Here is a 13,592-nt window from a genome sequence, read left to right on the forward strand (position 1 = left end):
CGAATGCCCGCAAGCTGGAGAGGTGTCGTCTGTGCGTACCAGATCAGGACCCCGTGCCCTGGGGGCGCTCGCGCTCGTCGCGGTGCTGACCTTCGGCGCGGCCGGGTGTGTCCCGCTCGAAGAGGAGCCGGGCGCGCGACCCAGCAGCGGGGGTGGCACCGCTGACCAGATGCTCTCCCAGCTCACCGTCGCCGAGGCCGGCTCGATGCGCGGCTACAGTCGCAAGCGCTTCCCGCACTGGCGTAAGACCGGCCAGAACTGCGACGTCCGCGACACCGTGTTGGAGCGGGACGGCAAGGGCATCGAGCATTCCGGCTGCAACGTCGTGGGCGGCCAGTGGGAGAGTGTGTACGACGGCCGCAGCTTCACCGATCCGTCGCAGGTGGACATCGACCACATGGTTCCGTTGGCCAACGCCTGGCGATCCGGTGCCGACGAGTGGGACGACACCAAACGGGGTGATTTCGCCAACGACCTCGACCGGCCGCATCTTTTCGCGGTTTCCGCCTCTTCCAACCGGGCAAAGGGTGACCAGGATCCGTCCCAGTGGAAACCGCCAAACCAGTCATACTGGTGCCAATACGCCGGGGATTGGGTGGCGGTCAAGCACCACTGGCAGCTGACGGTGACCAGTGCCGAGAAAGCCGCGCTGGCCGACATGTTGGAGGGCTGCACATGGGAGAGCAAGCCGTAGCCGGGGCCGACGGCGGCTCGACGCCCGATTCCGGTACAGCGGACGCGGCGGCGACCGGCAGCTCGGGACCGACAACCGCGGGGATGACCGCGGACGGCGCCGCTGCCAGCGAGGTCGAGGTGCCGGGCGCGGGAATGACCGCCGACGCCGCAGGTCCGGCCGGTCCGCAGAGCCGCACCACGGACATCGTGGCCGGCCCGGGCGGGGTGATGACCGACGAGGTCGGGGTGGTCACCGGCGAGCTGACCCTGCGCACGGAGTTCGCCGACGGGCAGGTCACCCTGCATGTCCAGTACAAGGACGCGGACGAGTGGTACGTGGTCAGCGGCGGCAAGGCCCCGCTGGAGGCCGCTTCCGGGCTGGACGCGGTGCACAGCATCGCGGTCGGCCTGCTGGACCGCCCCGAGGGCTGAGCGCCGCAGACGTGGACAGAAGCCCCTTCCGGCACGCGAGGCGCACCGGAAGGGGCTTCTGCTTCACACGAAGGAGCCGGGTTCGCTGGGGGCGGAGACGACCTCGGGTTCCTCGCCCTCGCCGGCCGGCCGGACGATCTCCACACTCACCTTGTGCGGACGCAGTTCGCCGCTGGCGATCCGCTCGGCGAAGTGACAGGCGACCCGACTCTCGCCGATCTCCCGCAGCACGGGACGCTCATCCGCGCAGCGGGTCGGCTGGGCCCACGGGCACCGGGTGTGGAAGCGGCAGCCGGCCGGCGGATTGGCCGGTGAGGGCAGGTCACCGGTGAGCAGGATGCGCTCCCGGCGATCCTCGACATCGGGGTCCGGCACCGGCACCGCCGACATCAACGCCCGGGTGTACGGGTGCAGGGGCTCGGTGTAGAGCCGGTCGCCGGGGGCCTCCTCCACCAGGGCGCCCAGATACATCACCCCGACCGTGTCGGAGATGTGCCGGACCACCGCCAGGTCGTGCGCGATCACCAGGTAGGTCAGGCCCAGGCTGTCCTGCAACTCGTCGAGCAGGTTGACCACCTGGGCCTGGATCGACACGTCCAGGGCGGAGACCGGCTCGTCGGCGACGATCAGCTCCGGGCCCAGCACCAGGGCACGGGCGATCCCGATGCGCTGCCGCTGGCCGCCGGAGAACTCGTGCGGGTAGCGGGACAGGGCCCAGCGGGGCAGCCCGACCTTGTCCAGGGTCTCCGAGATGATCTTCCGGCGTTCCTCCCGGCCGCCCCCGATGCCGTGCGCCTGCAGGCCCTCGGTCAGGATCGACTCGATGTTCTGCCGGGGATCCAGGCTGGACATCGGATCCTGGAAGATCATCTGCATCCGCCTGCGCATGGCGCGCAGCTTGTTCGGTGCGAGGGTGGTCAGCTCGACACCGTCGAAGCTGACCTGCCCGGCGGTCGGCGGGTTGAGCTGGAGCAGCGCCCGCCCGAGGGTGGACTTGCCGCAACCCGACTCGCCGACCAGGCCGTAGGTCTTGCCTCGCGGGATGCGCAGGTCCACCCCGTCGACCGCCTTGACGTGGCCGACCGTCCGGTCGAACAGCACTCCCCGCTTGATCGGGAAGTGCACCTTCAGGTCCCGTACCTCGACGAGGATGTCGCTGTCGGTCATGGCTTCTCCTCCTCGCGCGGCGCCGGCACCTGGCCACCGGCCGAGGTCGCCTCAGCCGCTGGGTCGACCGGTGCCGCCGGGTCGACGGATGACGCTGCCGGGGTGGCACCCGCCGGCGGAGCCGGGTTGACGCAACGGTAGCTGCGGCCGTCGTGAGCCGACACCAGCTCCGGCGGCTGCCCCACACAGGCGTCCACCCGCCGGGTGCAGCGCGGGGCGAAGGCACAACCCTCCGCCCAGGGCAGCAGATCCCGTACCGAGCCCGGGATGGGGTTGAGCCGCTCGCCGCGTCCGGCGTCCAGACGCGGCACCGACCCGAGCAGACCCACGGTGTACGGGTGCCGGGGCTCGCGGAACAGCGGACGCCGTCGGGCGGTCTCCACCACCCGGCCGCCGTACAGGACGTTGATCGTGTCGCACATGCCGGCCACCACACCGAGATCGTGAGTGATCATCACCAGGGCGGTGCCGGAGTCACGGACCAGGTCCTTCAGCAGTTCCAGGATCTGCGCCTGGATGGTGACGTCCAGAGCGGTCGTCGGCTCGTCGGCGATCAGCAGGCGAGGCTGGCAGGCCACCGCCATGGCGATCAGGGCCCGCTGCCGCATCCCACCGGAGAGCTGGTGGGGATATTCCTTCAGCCGCCGCTTCGGATCCGGGATGCCCACCCGGTCCAGCAGCTGAGCGGCTTCCTTCGCCGCCGCGTCACCCTTCATCCCGCGGTGCCGGGTCAGCACCTCGGTGACCTGGAGGCCGATCGGGATGACCGGATTCAGCGAGGAGAGCGGGTCCTGGAAGATCATCGCGATGTCCCGGCCCCGGATGTCCCGCCGGGCCCGGTCGTCGAGTTGCAGCAGGTCGGTGCCGTCGAAGACGGCCTTGCCGCCCACCGCCAGACCGGGTTGCTTGGGCAGCAACCCCATGATGGCCAGCGAGGTCACCGACTTACCGCAGCCGGACTCACCGACCAGGCCGACCACCTCACCGGTGTCGACCCTGAAGGAGACCCCGTCGACGGCGCGTACGGTGCGCTGACCGCGCCGGGCGAAGCTGACCGAAAGGTCTTCCACTTCAAGTAGTGCCATTTTTCTACTTCCGCAGCTTCGGATCGAGGGCCTCACGCATCGCCTCACCGAGCAGGGTGAAGCCCAGCGCGGTGATGATGATGGCGACCGCCGGATAGATGGCCAGTGCGGGCCGGATGCCGAGCCACGGCTGCGCGTCGGCCAGCATGACGCCCCACTCGGGAACGGAGGAGTCCGGGTTACCGAGGCCCAGGTAGGACAGGGCGGCGGCCTCGATGATCGCGGTGGCGAGCGTCAGCGTGGCCTGCACGATGACCGGGGCCAGCGAGTTCGGCAGCACGTGCGCCACCGCGATCTTCGACTTGCTGACACCCAGGGAGGTGGACGCCAGCACGTATTCCTTGTTGGCCTGGACGATCATCGAACCGCGCAGCAACCGGGCGAAGATCGGCACCGAGACCATACCCACGGCGATCATGACGGTGATCAGGCTCGGCCCGAGCAGCGCCGCGATGCTCACCGCCAGCAGCAGGCTGGGCAGGGCCAGCAGCATGTCGATGAAGCGCATCAGGACGGTGTCCACCCAGCGGCCCCAGCGGCCGCCGAGCCCGGCGGCAGCACCCGCCACCCCACCGATCAGCGCGCCGAGTGCCAGCCCGATCATGGTGGCGACCACGCCGACCAGCAGGGTCTGCCGGGCTCCGATGACCATCCGGCTGAACACGTCCCGACCCTGATGGTCGTAGCCGAGCCAGTGTTCGGAGGAGGGGCCGGGGATGAGGCCCTGCCCCACCTTGACCACACCCTCGCGGATGCCCATGGTGTCCTTCGGGCCGTACGGCACGAAGAACGGTCCGAAGACGGCTACCAGGACGAAGATGGCCAGGATGACCGCGCCGACGATGGCGGCGGGGTTACGTCGCAGCCGGCGGAACGCGTCCTGCCAGAGGCTGACCCCGCGCTCGTCCTCCCGGGCGGCCAGTTCGGCGAGGCGGTCGATCTTCTCGCGCTTCTTCCCGCTGATGATCGTCATCGGACCCTCACCCTCGGGTCGATCAGGCTGTACGACAGGTCCACGATCAGGTTCACCAGCACGTAGACCACTGCGATGATCATGATGAAGCCCATCAGGACGGGATAGTCACGATTGCTGATGGACTCGGCGAGGAAGGCCCCGATCCCGCTGAAGGCGAAGACCGTCTCGGTGAGCACCGCCCCGGAGAGCAGGCCGCCGGTGAGCAGACCGATCGAGGTGGCCACCGGCAGCATGGCGTTACGCAGCACATGCCGACGGCGTACGACGTTCTCGGTCAGGCCCTTGGCCTCGGCGGTGCGGACGAAGTCCTCGCCCAGCACCTCGAGCACACTGGCCCGGGTGATCCGGACGATGATCGCCAAGGGGATGCTGGCCAAGGCCATGCCCGGCAGAACCAGATGCCAGAGGGCGTCGGCGGCGGCGTCCCACTCCCGGGTCATCAGCCCGTCCAGGACGAAGAAGTTGGTGATCCGGGTGGCCCCGAGGATCGGATCCTGCCGACCGCTGGACGGGAACCAGCCGAGGTTCTCCGAGAAGATCGCCTTGAGCACGTACGCCAGGAAGAAGACCGGGATGCAGATGCCGATCAGGGACCCGCCGACGGACGCGTAGTCGAGGAACCGGCCGCGCTTGCGGGCGGCCAGGTAGCCCAGCGGGATGCCGATGCCGATCGCGATCACCATGGCGGTGATGGTCAGCTCGATCGTGCCGGGGAAGCGCTGGAGGAACTCCGTGGTCACCTCGCGCTTGGTGGAGATGGAGGTGCCGAGGTCGAGGCGGACCAGCCGCTTCACGAACCGGCCGTACTGAATCAGGATCGGCTCGTCGAGGCCGAGGTTACGACGGATGGCGGCCCGCATCTCGGGCGTACCCCGCTCGCCGAGGATGGCGGTCTCGGGGCCGCCGGGCAGCCGCCGGAGCCAGATGAACAACAGGATGGAGAGCCCGAACAGCGTGGGTATCAGCTGTAGTAGGCGTCTGACGATGAACCGGAACACGGCCGCCTCGTGGGTGTGCTGAGGATCGCGGGCGGACGCTGTGGGTAACAGCGCCCGCCCGCGGTCGGTGCTTCAGGTCAGGACTTGAACTCGGCGGTGGAGAACCGCTCGTCGGTGAGCGGGCTCGCCTTGACCCCGGTCACGTCCTTGCCGAACACGATGGCCGGCGGCGAGTGCGAGATCGGCACACCGGGCAGGAAGTTCATGATGTCGGCGTTCAGCTCCTTGTAGAGCGCGGTGCGCTCCGCCATGTCGGCGGTGCTGTCAGCCTTCTTGAACTTCTCGAACAGGGCCGGGTTGTTGAAGCCCCACTCGTCCTTCTGCCGGTCGAAGAAGGTACCGATGAAGTTGTAACCGTCGCCGTAGTCGCCGGTCCACCCGAGGAAGTGGATGTCGTGCTTGTTACCGGAGGTGGTGGCGTTGAGGTAGTCCGGGCTCCACTTGAGCGGGATCGCCTCGATCTTGATGCCGGCCGCCTGGAGGTCCGCCGAGATCAGCTCGAACAGGTCCTTCGGGTTCGGCATGTAGGGCCGGGTGACCTCGGTCGGGTAGTGGAACCGCAGGGTCAGGTCGGAGGCACCGGCCTCGGCCAGCAGGGCCTTGGCCTTCTCGACGTCGTAGTCGTACTTGGTGACGTCGCCGTTCCAGCCCTCGACGGTGTCCGGGAAGAAGTTCACCGCGACCTGGGCGCCCGGGGGCAGCTTCGAGTCGACCAGGGCCTGGCGGTTGACCGCGTGCGCGAGCGCCTGCCGGACCTTGAGGTCAGCCAGCTTCGGGTTCCCCTTCTGGTTGATCGCCAGGTAGAGGATGTTGAAGGCCGGACGGGTCAGGACGTTGAAGCCCTCGCCCTTCAGCGGCTCCACATCGGCCGGACCAACCAGGTCGTAGCCCTGGATGCCGCCGGAACGCAGCTCCTGCTTACGAGCGTTCTCGTCCGAGATGGTCTTGAAGATCAGGCTCTTGAGCTTGGCCTTCTCGCCCCAGTAGTCCTCGTTGCGCTCCAGGGTCAGCGTCTTGTTCGGGACGTCCCAGGACTTGAACTTGAACGGACCGGTACCGGTCGGGTGCGCGGTCGCGTACGCCGGGTACTTGATGTCATCCGCGCTGCCCGAGATGTTGCTGGCGTCGTACTGCTCCAGCGCCTTGGGGCTGTGGATGGAGAAGGACGGCAGCATCAGGGCGGCCGGGATCTTGCTGGAGACCCGGGTGAAGGCCAGGCTGACCGTGGTGGGGTCGGTGGCGGTGCAGGACTTGAAGAGGCTCTCACCGAGAGTGGGATCCTCGTTGGCGGCGTAGCCGCCCATGATGTCCTGCCAGTACGCCGTCACGTCCGGGCTCTGCATGAGGCCCTTGGCGTTGTACCAACGGTTGAAGTTGTAGCAGACAGCCTCGGCGTTGAACTCCTCGCCGTCGTGGAACTTCACGCCGGTACGCAGCTTGAACGTCCAGGTCGTGCCGGCGGCGTCCGGCTCCCAGGACTCAGCGAGACCGGGACTGACCTTGGTGCCGCCCTCCTCCGGGCGAACCAGAGTCTCAAACACCTGACGGGCCACGCGCAGCGATTCACCGTCGCTGGCGAGGCTGGGGTCCAGCACCTTCGGGTCTCCGGCAACGCCGAAGACAAGGGTGTCCTTCTTACTACCGCCGGAACCTTCTTCGCGGTCGCTCTCGGCACAGCCTGCTACCGCGAGGGCCGCGGCCGCCATGGCCGCGATAGCGACCTTCGGCCTGGATGCACGCATGGTGCTTCACCTCGTCCTAGGGGGTACGGACTACGTGGTGACAGGGTCACCGCTGGCGGTGACCATAGCTCCCGTTCGGACGGAGCGGAAACGTCACGACAGGCTCTTGGTACCGGATCGTGTCCTTAGTGACCAGCCGCTGTAATGCGACCCCTCGGACTATCGGACAAACAGCCTAATAAGCCCACGGCAATCGATATCATTCTGTTACATCGATCGGCCCCTAGATCGAGGCACTGTCACACCCCGGCGAACCCCCCGTCGGGCCGTGCCCGCAGCACGCGGACACGGCCCGCAAGATGCCCGTGGACTCACCCACGGGCACCTTTTAGACGGTCCGGTGACCGATTCAGACGGCCCGACGTCCCTCGAAGGCACGCCCCAGAGTGATCTCGTCGGCGTACTCCAGGTCGCCGCCGACCGGCAGGCCACTGGCCAGCCGGGTCACCGAGATCCCCATCGGCTTGACCATCAACGCGAGATAGGTCGCGGTCGCCTCGCCCTCGGTGTTCGGATCGGTGGCCAGGATCAGCTCACGGACCACACCGCTACCGAGCCGGGTCATCAACTCCCGGATCCGCAGGTTGTCCGGACCGATGCCCTCCAGCGGATTGATCGCTCCGCCGAGCACGTGGTAGCGCCCGCGGAACTCACCGGTCCGCTCGATCGCCACGACGTCCTTCGGCTCCTCGACCACGCAGACCACCTCGTCGCTGCGGCGCGGGTCGCGGCAGATCCGGCACTGGTCCGACTCGGCGACGTTGTAACAGTTGGTGCAGAACCGCACCAACTCCTTGACCTTCCGCAACGCGCCCGCCAGCCGATTGACGTCGGCCGGGTCGGCGGACAGCACGTAGAAGGCGATCCGCTGGGCACTCTTGGGGCCGACGCCCGGCAGCCGACCCAACTCGTCGATCAGGTCCTGGATGGCACCCTCGTACATCTGCGGGCTCAGAACCCGGGCAGGCCGAGGCCGCCCATCCCGCCCGCCACCGGGCCCATCTTCTGCTCGGTCAACTGGCGGGCCGCCTCGCTGGCGTTGTTCAGCGCCGCGACGACCAGGTCCTCCAGGGTCTCCACGTCCTCCGGGTCGACCGCCTTCGGATCGATCTTGATGCTCTTGATCTCGCCAGCACCGGAGACCGTCGCGGTGACCAGACCACCACCGGCGGTGCCGGACACCTCGGCCTCGGCCAACTCGGCCTGCGCCTTGGCGATCTGCTGCTGCATCTTCTGCGCCTGCTTCAGCATCTGCTGCATGTTCGGCTGTCCACCAGGCCGCACGACGGCTCCCTATGACTCGGCTACGTAATTCACGCCCACCCTAACCGCCCCCTCCGCCACCACCCCACCACCGCGCACCCCCACCACCCCTTCCCGCCGATCTTGCACTTTCGGTCGCCTTATTGCCCCTGAGTGCGGTATTTGTCCCGACCAAAAGTGCAAGATCGCGGAGAGAGGGCGGGCGGGGAGGGCGGGGTGGGGTGGGGTGGGGCGGGGTGGGGTGGGGTGGGCTAGCGGGTGTCGGATTCGCTGATTTTTTCGGTGCCGGCGAAGGCTTCGCGGAGCAGGCGTAGCGCCTGTTCCTCGCTCGACTGGCGGGCGGTCTTCTCGTCGATGATCTCGTCCAGGGGCTCGTCGCCCGGATCGAACCCCTCGTAGGCGGCCGTGGGGGCCGCACTGACGCCGCCGCCGCGCAATGGGCCGTCGAAATCCGGATCGTACGGCGGCTCGCCGGCGAACTCGGCGTCGGCGGTCTGCCGAGCCACCTGGCCGGTACGGGTGCCCCGTCCGGCCGCCGCCGCACGGGCTGCCGCGATCGCGCTGCTCGCCGGTGCGCTTCTGCCGCTTCCGTGGGCCGGTACCTCCGACCGGGTCGTCCTCACCCCGGCTGCCGGGCCACCGGCTGCGACCGCAGTCCCGGCACCCGCCCGCGCGCTCGCCGCCACGCCTGCGGCCGACCTGGTCGGTCCTGCCCCGCCCGCCTGGGCCCTGGCGGTGGCCGGTCCACCCGACTGTGCCCCGCCGGTGGCCAGCCCGCCGGGCTGCGCTCCGCCGGAGGCCGGCCCGCCCGGCTGCATGCCGCCGGTAGCGGACCTGTCCGACCCGGTTGCGCCGACCCGACCTGCCTGGCCCAGGTCCACCGCAGTCGACCGGGCTCCGTCGGAAGCATCGTGCGTGGGGGTAGCGGAGCCGACACCGCTGGCGCCACCGGGGCGAGCCGCCTCCGGCCAGTCGGTGTCCGCCTCGCCCACCTCGGCAGCTCCGGTGGCGGCAGCGCCGCCGGGTCGGGCCGGTTCGGGCCACCCCTCGTCTTCCTCGGCCGATCCCCCACCCGCTGCGGGACCAACTGCGGGGCGACCTCCGCCCGGGGCCCCGGCCGACGGGGGCGCAGCCACCGGTGGTGCAGCGGGGGTCGTGCCGTTCGGGGGTGCCGGAGACTGGGGACGTGACGGCGCGGGAGCGGTGGCGCGCGGGTTGCCGGGTGACATCCCGCTCCGCTCGCCGGCCACCTCGAACCGGATCTGCCAGCGCCCGCCCAACTCCTCGTAGAGCGCGTCCGTGAGCACCTGCGCGTGGTCGGACATCATCCGGGCCAGTACAGCCGACTTCACGGTCAGCACGAGGGTGTCGCCGTCGAGGTCGCGTACGACCGCGTCACGCATCAGCGCCGCGATCTTCTTGTTGCTCCGGTTGACCTTGCCGACCACCTCCGGCCAGACCCGCCGTACCGCGACCGCGTCGAGCACCCCGGGAGTCACCGCGCCCGGCCGGGGCGGCTCGGGGGTGACCGGATCGGGCATCACGGCCGACGGCGGAACCTGCCGACGTGGGGTGGGTGCTGCCTCGCCCGCCGGGACCGAGCCGTTGTCGGTCGCAGTCGGCCCTCCGAGGCCGGCCTGAGTAGCTCCACCGTCGTAGGCGGCATCACTTCCGGCCCGGGTCTCGGTAGCCGGCGAGACAGCCCGGGTCGCCCCGGCGCCGTTGGCGGTAGCCGACGCGGCAGCGGCGGTGGCGGCCCGGGTCGCGGCGGCAGCCGCGGGCGGGGCGGGAGGCTGGGTGCGTACCGTCGGGGCTGGGGTGGCCGGCGCGGAGTCGGCGGCGGCCGACGGGGTCTCGGTGCCGGCCAGGGTGAGCCGACGTTCCATGCGTTCCAGGCGCTGGAGCAGGCCGCCGGTGGAGTCGTCCACCCCGGGCAGCAGCAGCCGGGCGCAGATCAGCTCCAGCAGCAGCCGAGGGGCGGTCGTACCGCGCATCTGCACCAGGCCGTCGTGCACGATGTCGGCGCACCGGGACAGGGTGCCCGGACCCAGCCGCTGGGCCTGGGCGGTCATCCGCTCGATCTGGTCGTCCGGGCCGTCGATCAGGCCCTTGGCGGCGGCGTCCGGCACCTGCTGAAGCACGATCAGGTCACGCAGCCGTTCCAGCAGATCCGAGGCGAACCGGCGCGGATCGTGCCCGGCCTCGGCGACCCGGTCGACGGTGGCGTACGCGGCGGCGCCGTCCCCGGCGGCCAGGGCGTCGCACATCTCGTCGATCAGCGCCGAGTCGGTGACACCGAGCAGCGCGGCGGCCCGCGCGTAGGTGACACCATCCGGACCGGCACCGGCGATGAGCTGATCGAGTACGGAGAGACTGTCCCGGGCGCTGCCCCCACCGGCCCGTACGACCAGCGGGAACACCGCCGGCTCGACCTGCACACCCTCGGCCTGGCAGAGCTGCTCCAGGTACGGCCGCAGCACCTTCGGCGGGATCAGGCGGAAGGGGTAGTGGTGGGTCCGCGACTTGATCGTGCCGAGGACCTTCTCCGGCTCGGTGGTGGCGAAGATGAACTTGACGTACTCCGGGGGCTCCTCCACCAGCTTGAGCAGGGCGTTGAAGCCGGCCGACGAGACCATGTGCGCCTCGTCGATGACATAGATCTTGAAGCGGCTGCTGGCCGGCGCGAAGAAGGCCTTCTCCCGCAGCTCACGGGCATCGTCCACACCACCGTGGCTGGCCGCGTCGATCTCGATGACGTCGATCGAGCCGGCCCCGTCGCTGCCCAGCGAGCGGCACGACGCGCAGACCCCACACGGCTCCGGGGTGGGACCCTGCTCACAGTTGAGGGAGCGGGCCAGGATCCGGGCGCTGGAGGTCTTGCCACACCCACGCGGCCCGGAGAAGAGGTACGCATGGTTGAGCCGCCCACTGCGGAGCGCCTGCGACAGCGGCTCGGTGACGTGCTCCTGCCCGATGACCTCGGCGAAGGTACGCGGCCGGTACTTGCGGTAGAGCGCCAATGCCACGGCGTCCCGCCTCCTCTCGACCGCGCCATTCTCCGCTGCCCGCGCCCGACTGACCACCCACCCCGCCGGGCCCTGAGCTGAGATCGACTCCGTTACGCCGTTGTGGGGGCATCGACGGGCCAGGGACACCCCCATACCGCCGTAACGGCGTCGATCATGGGGCCTTGAGGTCGATCATGGGGCCTTGAGACAGAAAGGCCTCCCGTGCACCCGGCAGAGCTCGCTTATCCTTGCTGCCTTCCGGCCCTGGGGAGGTTCACGAGGTACCGCCGCACGGGAGGTAGCCCCAGCCTACCCGACCCGTCGTCGATCTTCAGGGGGTGGTGGGGTGGGCAACGTCTCGGGGACCTGTATCCTGGCTCGCGGAGGATTCGCCTAGAGGCCTAGGGCGCACGCTTGGAAAGCGTGTTGGGTTAACACCCTCACGAGTTCGAATCTCGTATCCTCCGCTCGTCAGAGCTGGAAAAACGACAGGGCCGGCCCCCGAAGGGACCGGCCCTGAGTCGTGTCTACGGTCGCTCTCGTCTCAGTTGTCGTCTCACTTGCCCTGTTCCGGCTGGTCGGGCGGCGGCTCGGTGGCCTTCTCCCCCGGCCCGCTCGGTGGGTCGCCCCAGAGCAGTCCGCCGAGTTGCTGCGCGATGTCCCGGCGTACCTGGTCGGTCATGTGCTGGTACCGGACGGCCATCGCCGAGTTAGACCAGCCCATGATGCCCATCACGGCACGGCCGGAGACGCCGAGGACCAGGAGCACGGTGGCGGCGGTATGCCGAGCGTCGTGCAGTCGGCCGTCCCGCACTCCGGCGAGCTTGAGAAGCCGTTTCCACTCGTCGTAGTCCGTTGCCTGGTGGATTGCCTCGCCGGTCGGCGAGGCAAATACCCATCCTTCGTCCCGCCAGAGTTGCGCGGCGGTTTCGCGCTCGGCGTCCTGTTCTTTTCGGTGCCGCCGCAGCAGGTCGACCAGCGCATCCGGCAGACCGATTGAGCGTCGACCAGCACGCGATTTCGTGTCAGCCGCAACCGGGCGTTCGTTCACCCGCTCGGGGCATTGACCGGGCAACTTTTGTTCGCACTTCCCGTCGCAGCCGTGCCGCCATTTCGGCCGAAGCAGTGCCCGGCGGACGGTCAACGATCCGTTGTCCAAATCCACGTCCGACCATTTCAGGCCGAGCGCTTCGCCCTGGCGCAAACCGAGCGCCAGTGCCACCGCCCATCGCGCGCTGTTCCGCCGTGACGATGCCGCACGCAGGATCGCCTGTACCTCCGGAACGGAGTACGGCTGCACCTCGGAATCCGGCAGGCGGGGCGGCTTGGCCAGCGCGGCAGGGTTCCGGGCGAGGTGCCCACGGCGGACCGCCTCACCGAGTGCCGTGCGGATGGTCCGGTGTGCCTGGTGGGCGGTGCCGGCCGCGCTGCCGTTGGCCATCATCCGGACGTACAGGCGCTCCAGGTGTTCCGGCTCCAGGCGGTCAAGGCGGTGGGCACCGACACCGGGAATCAAATGCCGACGAACGGCGACCCGGTAGCCGTCAAGGGTGTTCGTCCGCACCACCGGGCCGGCGATGTTCTCGACCCAATGCGTTAGCCACTTCTCGACCGTCCAGCGGCTACCCGGTTTCCGGACCGTGCCGTTGTCGCGCTCCCGTTCCAGAGCACGCACCTTGCGGATTACCTCGGCCTCCGTTTTCGCCTGAACGTGCCGCCGGTCCGGCTTGCCGTCGTCCTTGACGCCGACCGTTACCCGGCCGTGCCAGTAGCCGTCACCGCCCTTGTAGATGCTGGATGCGCCGTTCGGCTTTCTTCCCACTCGTCGGGCTCCTTTCGTCAGGCGGCGTGGTCGAGTTGCGTCGGGTTGGACAGGAGGCTCTGTACGTACTCGTCAAGGCAGAACGTCGGCACTCGGCGCAGACGGCCGATGGTGACGGTGCGAATCTGGCCGGTCTTGATCAGGGCGTACATCGTGGTGCGGCCGATACCGAGTCGCTCTGCGGCTTGCTCGATGGTCAAAACCACGCGGTTGTCGGGGGTGTTCATCGGCGGGTGTCCTCCCTCGGGGTGGCGTCGATGTAGAGGCGCTGGAACATCGGGGATCGGCGGTCGGGGTAGGGCCGGGAGACGTGGCGGATGTGCAGCACTTGGGCGATGGCGTCGAGTGCTGCGGCTGTTTCAGCGGGTGTGCCGTGCAGCCTGATTCGCACGGTGAGGGCCTTCCGATCGATGGCGTTCATTTG

13 protein-coding genes, 1 tRNA gene and 1 other RNA gene are annotated in these 13,592 nt (G+C 69.1%); 3 read left to right on the forward strand and 12 right to left on the reverse strand.

What is annotated here, in order from left to right:
* Positions 1–31: 31 nt before the first annotated feature.
* Together ACLQ2T_RS05095 and ACLQ2T_RS05100 are read left to right on the forward strand one after the other, a co-directional pair.
* On the forward strand, positions 32–694 hold the full coding sequence (locus ACLQ2T_RS05095) for an HNH endonuclease family protein (RefSeq protein ID WP_425764791.1): 663 nt from the start codon (positions 32–34) through the stop codon (positions 692–694).
* Positions 676–1,107, forward strand: a complete 432-nt coding sequence (locus ACLQ2T_RS05100) for a hypothetical protein (RefSeq protein WP_425764792.1) — start codon at positions 676–678, stop codon at positions 1,105–1,107. Before ACLQ2T_RS05095 ends, ACLQ2T_RS05100 begins: the two co-directional genes overlap by 19 nt.
* A 63-nt stretch (positions 1,108–1,170) precedes the next feature.
* On the opposite strand, the gene ACLQ2T_RS05105 is transcribed toward ACLQ2T_RS05100, so the two are convergent.
* The 9 genes from ACLQ2T_RS05105 to ffs all read right to left on the reverse strand — a co-directional run bounded on the left by ACLQ2T_RS05105 (position 1,171) and on the right by ffs (position 11,647).
* Entirely contained in the window at positions 1,171–2,274 is a 1,104-nt protein-coding gene (locus ACLQ2T_RS05105) for an ABC transporter ATP-binding protein (RefSeq protein WP_425764793.1), read from the reverse strand.
* Positions 2,271–3,359, reverse strand: coding sequence for an ABC transporter ATP-binding protein (locus ACLQ2T_RS05110; protein WP_425764794.1), 1,089 nt, complete (start codon positions 3,357–3,359; stop codon positions 2,271–2,273). The genes ACLQ2T_RS05105 and ACLQ2T_RS05110 overlap by 4 nt, the downstream gene beginning before the upstream one ends.
* A 4-nt stretch (positions 3,360–3,363) precedes the next feature.
* Complete coding sequence (locus ACLQ2T_RS05115) at positions 3,364–4,332, reverse strand: ABC transporter permease (RefSeq protein ID WP_425764795.1); 969 nt, start codon at positions 4,330–4,332, stop codon at positions 3,364–3,366.
* Complete coding sequence (locus ACLQ2T_RS05120) at positions 4,329–5,333, reverse strand: ABC transporter permease (RefSeq protein ID WP_425764796.1); 1,005 nt, start codon at positions 5,331–5,333, stop codon at positions 4,329–4,331. The genes ACLQ2T_RS05115 and ACLQ2T_RS05120 overlap by 4 nt, the downstream gene beginning before the upstream one ends.
* A gap of 77 nt (positions 5,334–5,410) precedes the next feature.
* Positions 5,411–7,075, reverse strand: a complete 1,665-nt coding sequence (locus tag ACLQ2T_RS05125; protein ID WP_425764797.1) for an ABC transporter substrate-binding protein — start codon at positions 7,073–7,075, stop codon at positions 5,411–5,413.
* A gap of 349 nt (positions 7,076–7,424) precedes the next feature.
* Positions 7,425–8,018: a recombination mediator RecR gene (recR, locus tag ACLQ2T_RS05130; protein WP_425764798.1), complete on the reverse strand. Its 594-nt coding sequence runs from the start codon at positions 8,016–8,018 to the stop codon at positions 7,425–7,427.
* Between the two features lie 8 nt (positions 8,019–8,026).
* Entirely contained in the window at positions 8,027–8,335 is a 309-nt protein-coding gene (locus ACLQ2T_RS05135; protein ID WP_327027373.1) for a YbaB/EbfC family nucleoid-associated protein, read from the reverse strand.
* 254 nt (positions 8,336–8,589) lie between these two features.
* Positions 8,590–11,364: a DNA polymerase III subunit gamma and tau gene (locus tag ACLQ2T_RS05140; RefSeq protein WP_425764799.1), complete on the reverse strand. Its 2,775-nt coding sequence runs from the start codon at positions 11,362–11,364 to the stop codon at positions 8,590–8,592.
* Between the two features lie 193 nt (positions 11,365–11,557).
* An RNA gene (gene ffs, locus ACLQ2T_RS05145) (signal recognition particle sRNA small type) lies at positions 11,558–11,647 on the reverse strand.
* An 81-nt stretch (positions 11,648–11,728) separates the two neighbouring features.
* Here ffs and ACLQ2T_RS05150 point away from each other — a divergent pair.
* Positions 11,729–11,813, forward strand: a tRNA-Ser gene (locus ACLQ2T_RS05150).
* Between the two features lie 89 nt (positions 11,814–11,902).
* Here ACLQ2T_RS05150 and ACLQ2T_RS05155 read toward each other — a convergent pair.
* Genes ACLQ2T_RS05155 through ACLQ2T_RS05165 form a run of 3 tightly spaced genes read right to left on the reverse strand, consistent with a single transcriptional unit; the run spans position 11,903 to position 13,589 of the window.
* The gene (locus ACLQ2T_RS05155; protein ID WP_425764800.1) at positions 11,903–13,168 is read right to left on the reverse strand and encodes a tyrosine-type recombinase/integrase; all 1,266 of its coding nucleotides are present in this window, start codon (positions 13,166–13,168) and stop codon (positions 11,903–11,905) included.
* Positions 13,169–13,185: 17 nt separating this feature from the next.
* Complete coding sequence (locus ACLQ2T_RS05160) at positions 13,186–13,395, reverse strand: helix-turn-helix domain-containing protein (RefSeq protein WP_425764801.1); 210 nt, start codon at positions 13,393–13,395, stop codon at positions 13,186–13,188.
* Entirely contained in the window at positions 13,392–13,589 is a 198-nt protein-coding gene (locus tag ACLQ2T_RS05165) for a hypothetical protein (RefSeq protein WP_425764802.1), read from the reverse strand. Before ACLQ2T_RS05165 ends, ACLQ2T_RS05160 begins: the two co-directional genes overlap by 4 nt.
* Between the last annotated feature and the right edge of the window lie 3 nt (positions 13,590–13,592).

This window comes from Micromonospora sp. DT229, assembly GCF_049844505.1.
In the GTDB taxonomy this organism is placed as follows: domain Bacteria; phylum Actinomycetota; class Actinomycetes; order Mycobacteriales; family Micromonosporaceae; genus Micromonospora.

Bases quoted from the DNA above. Each gene is read 5' to 3' on its own strand.
- ACLQ2T_RS05100 (WP_425764792.1), top strand. From the start codon at position 676: ATGGGAGAGCAAGCCGTAGCCGGGGCCGACGGCGGCTCGACGCCCGAT.
- ACLQ2T_RS05105 (WP_425764793.1), bottom strand. From the start codon at position 2,274: ATGACCGACAGCGACATCCTCGTCGAGGTACGGGACCTGAAGGTGCAC.
- ACLQ2T_RS05110 (WP_425764794.1), bottom strand. From the start codon at position 3,359: ATGGCACTACTTGAAGTGGAAGACCTTTCGGTCAGCTTCGCCCGGCGC.
- ACLQ2T_RS05115 (WP_425764795.1), bottom strand. From the start codon at position 4,332: ATGACGATCATCAGCGGGAAGAAGCGCGAGAAGATCGACCGCCTCGCC.
- ACLQ2T_RS05125 (WP_425764797.1), bottom strand. From the start codon at position 7,075: ATGCGTGCATCCAGGCCGAAGGTCGCTATCGCGGCCATGGCGGCCGCG.
- recR (WP_425764798.1), bottom strand. From the start codon at position 8,018: ATGTACGAGGGTGCCATCCAGGACCTGATCGACGAGTTGGGTCGGCTG.
- ACLQ2T_RS05135 (WP_327027373.1), bottom strand. From the start codon at position 8,335: ATGCAGCAGATGCTGAAGCAGGCGCAGAAGATGCAGCAGCAGATCGCC.
- ACLQ2T_RS05160 (WP_425764801.1), bottom strand. From the start codon at position 13,395: ATGAACACCCCCGACAACCGCGTGGTTTTGACCATCGAGCAAGCCGCA.
- ACLQ2T_RS05165 (WP_425764802.1), bottom strand. From the start codon at position 13,589: ATGAACGCCATCGATCGGAAGGCCCTCACCGTGCGAATCAGGCTGCAC.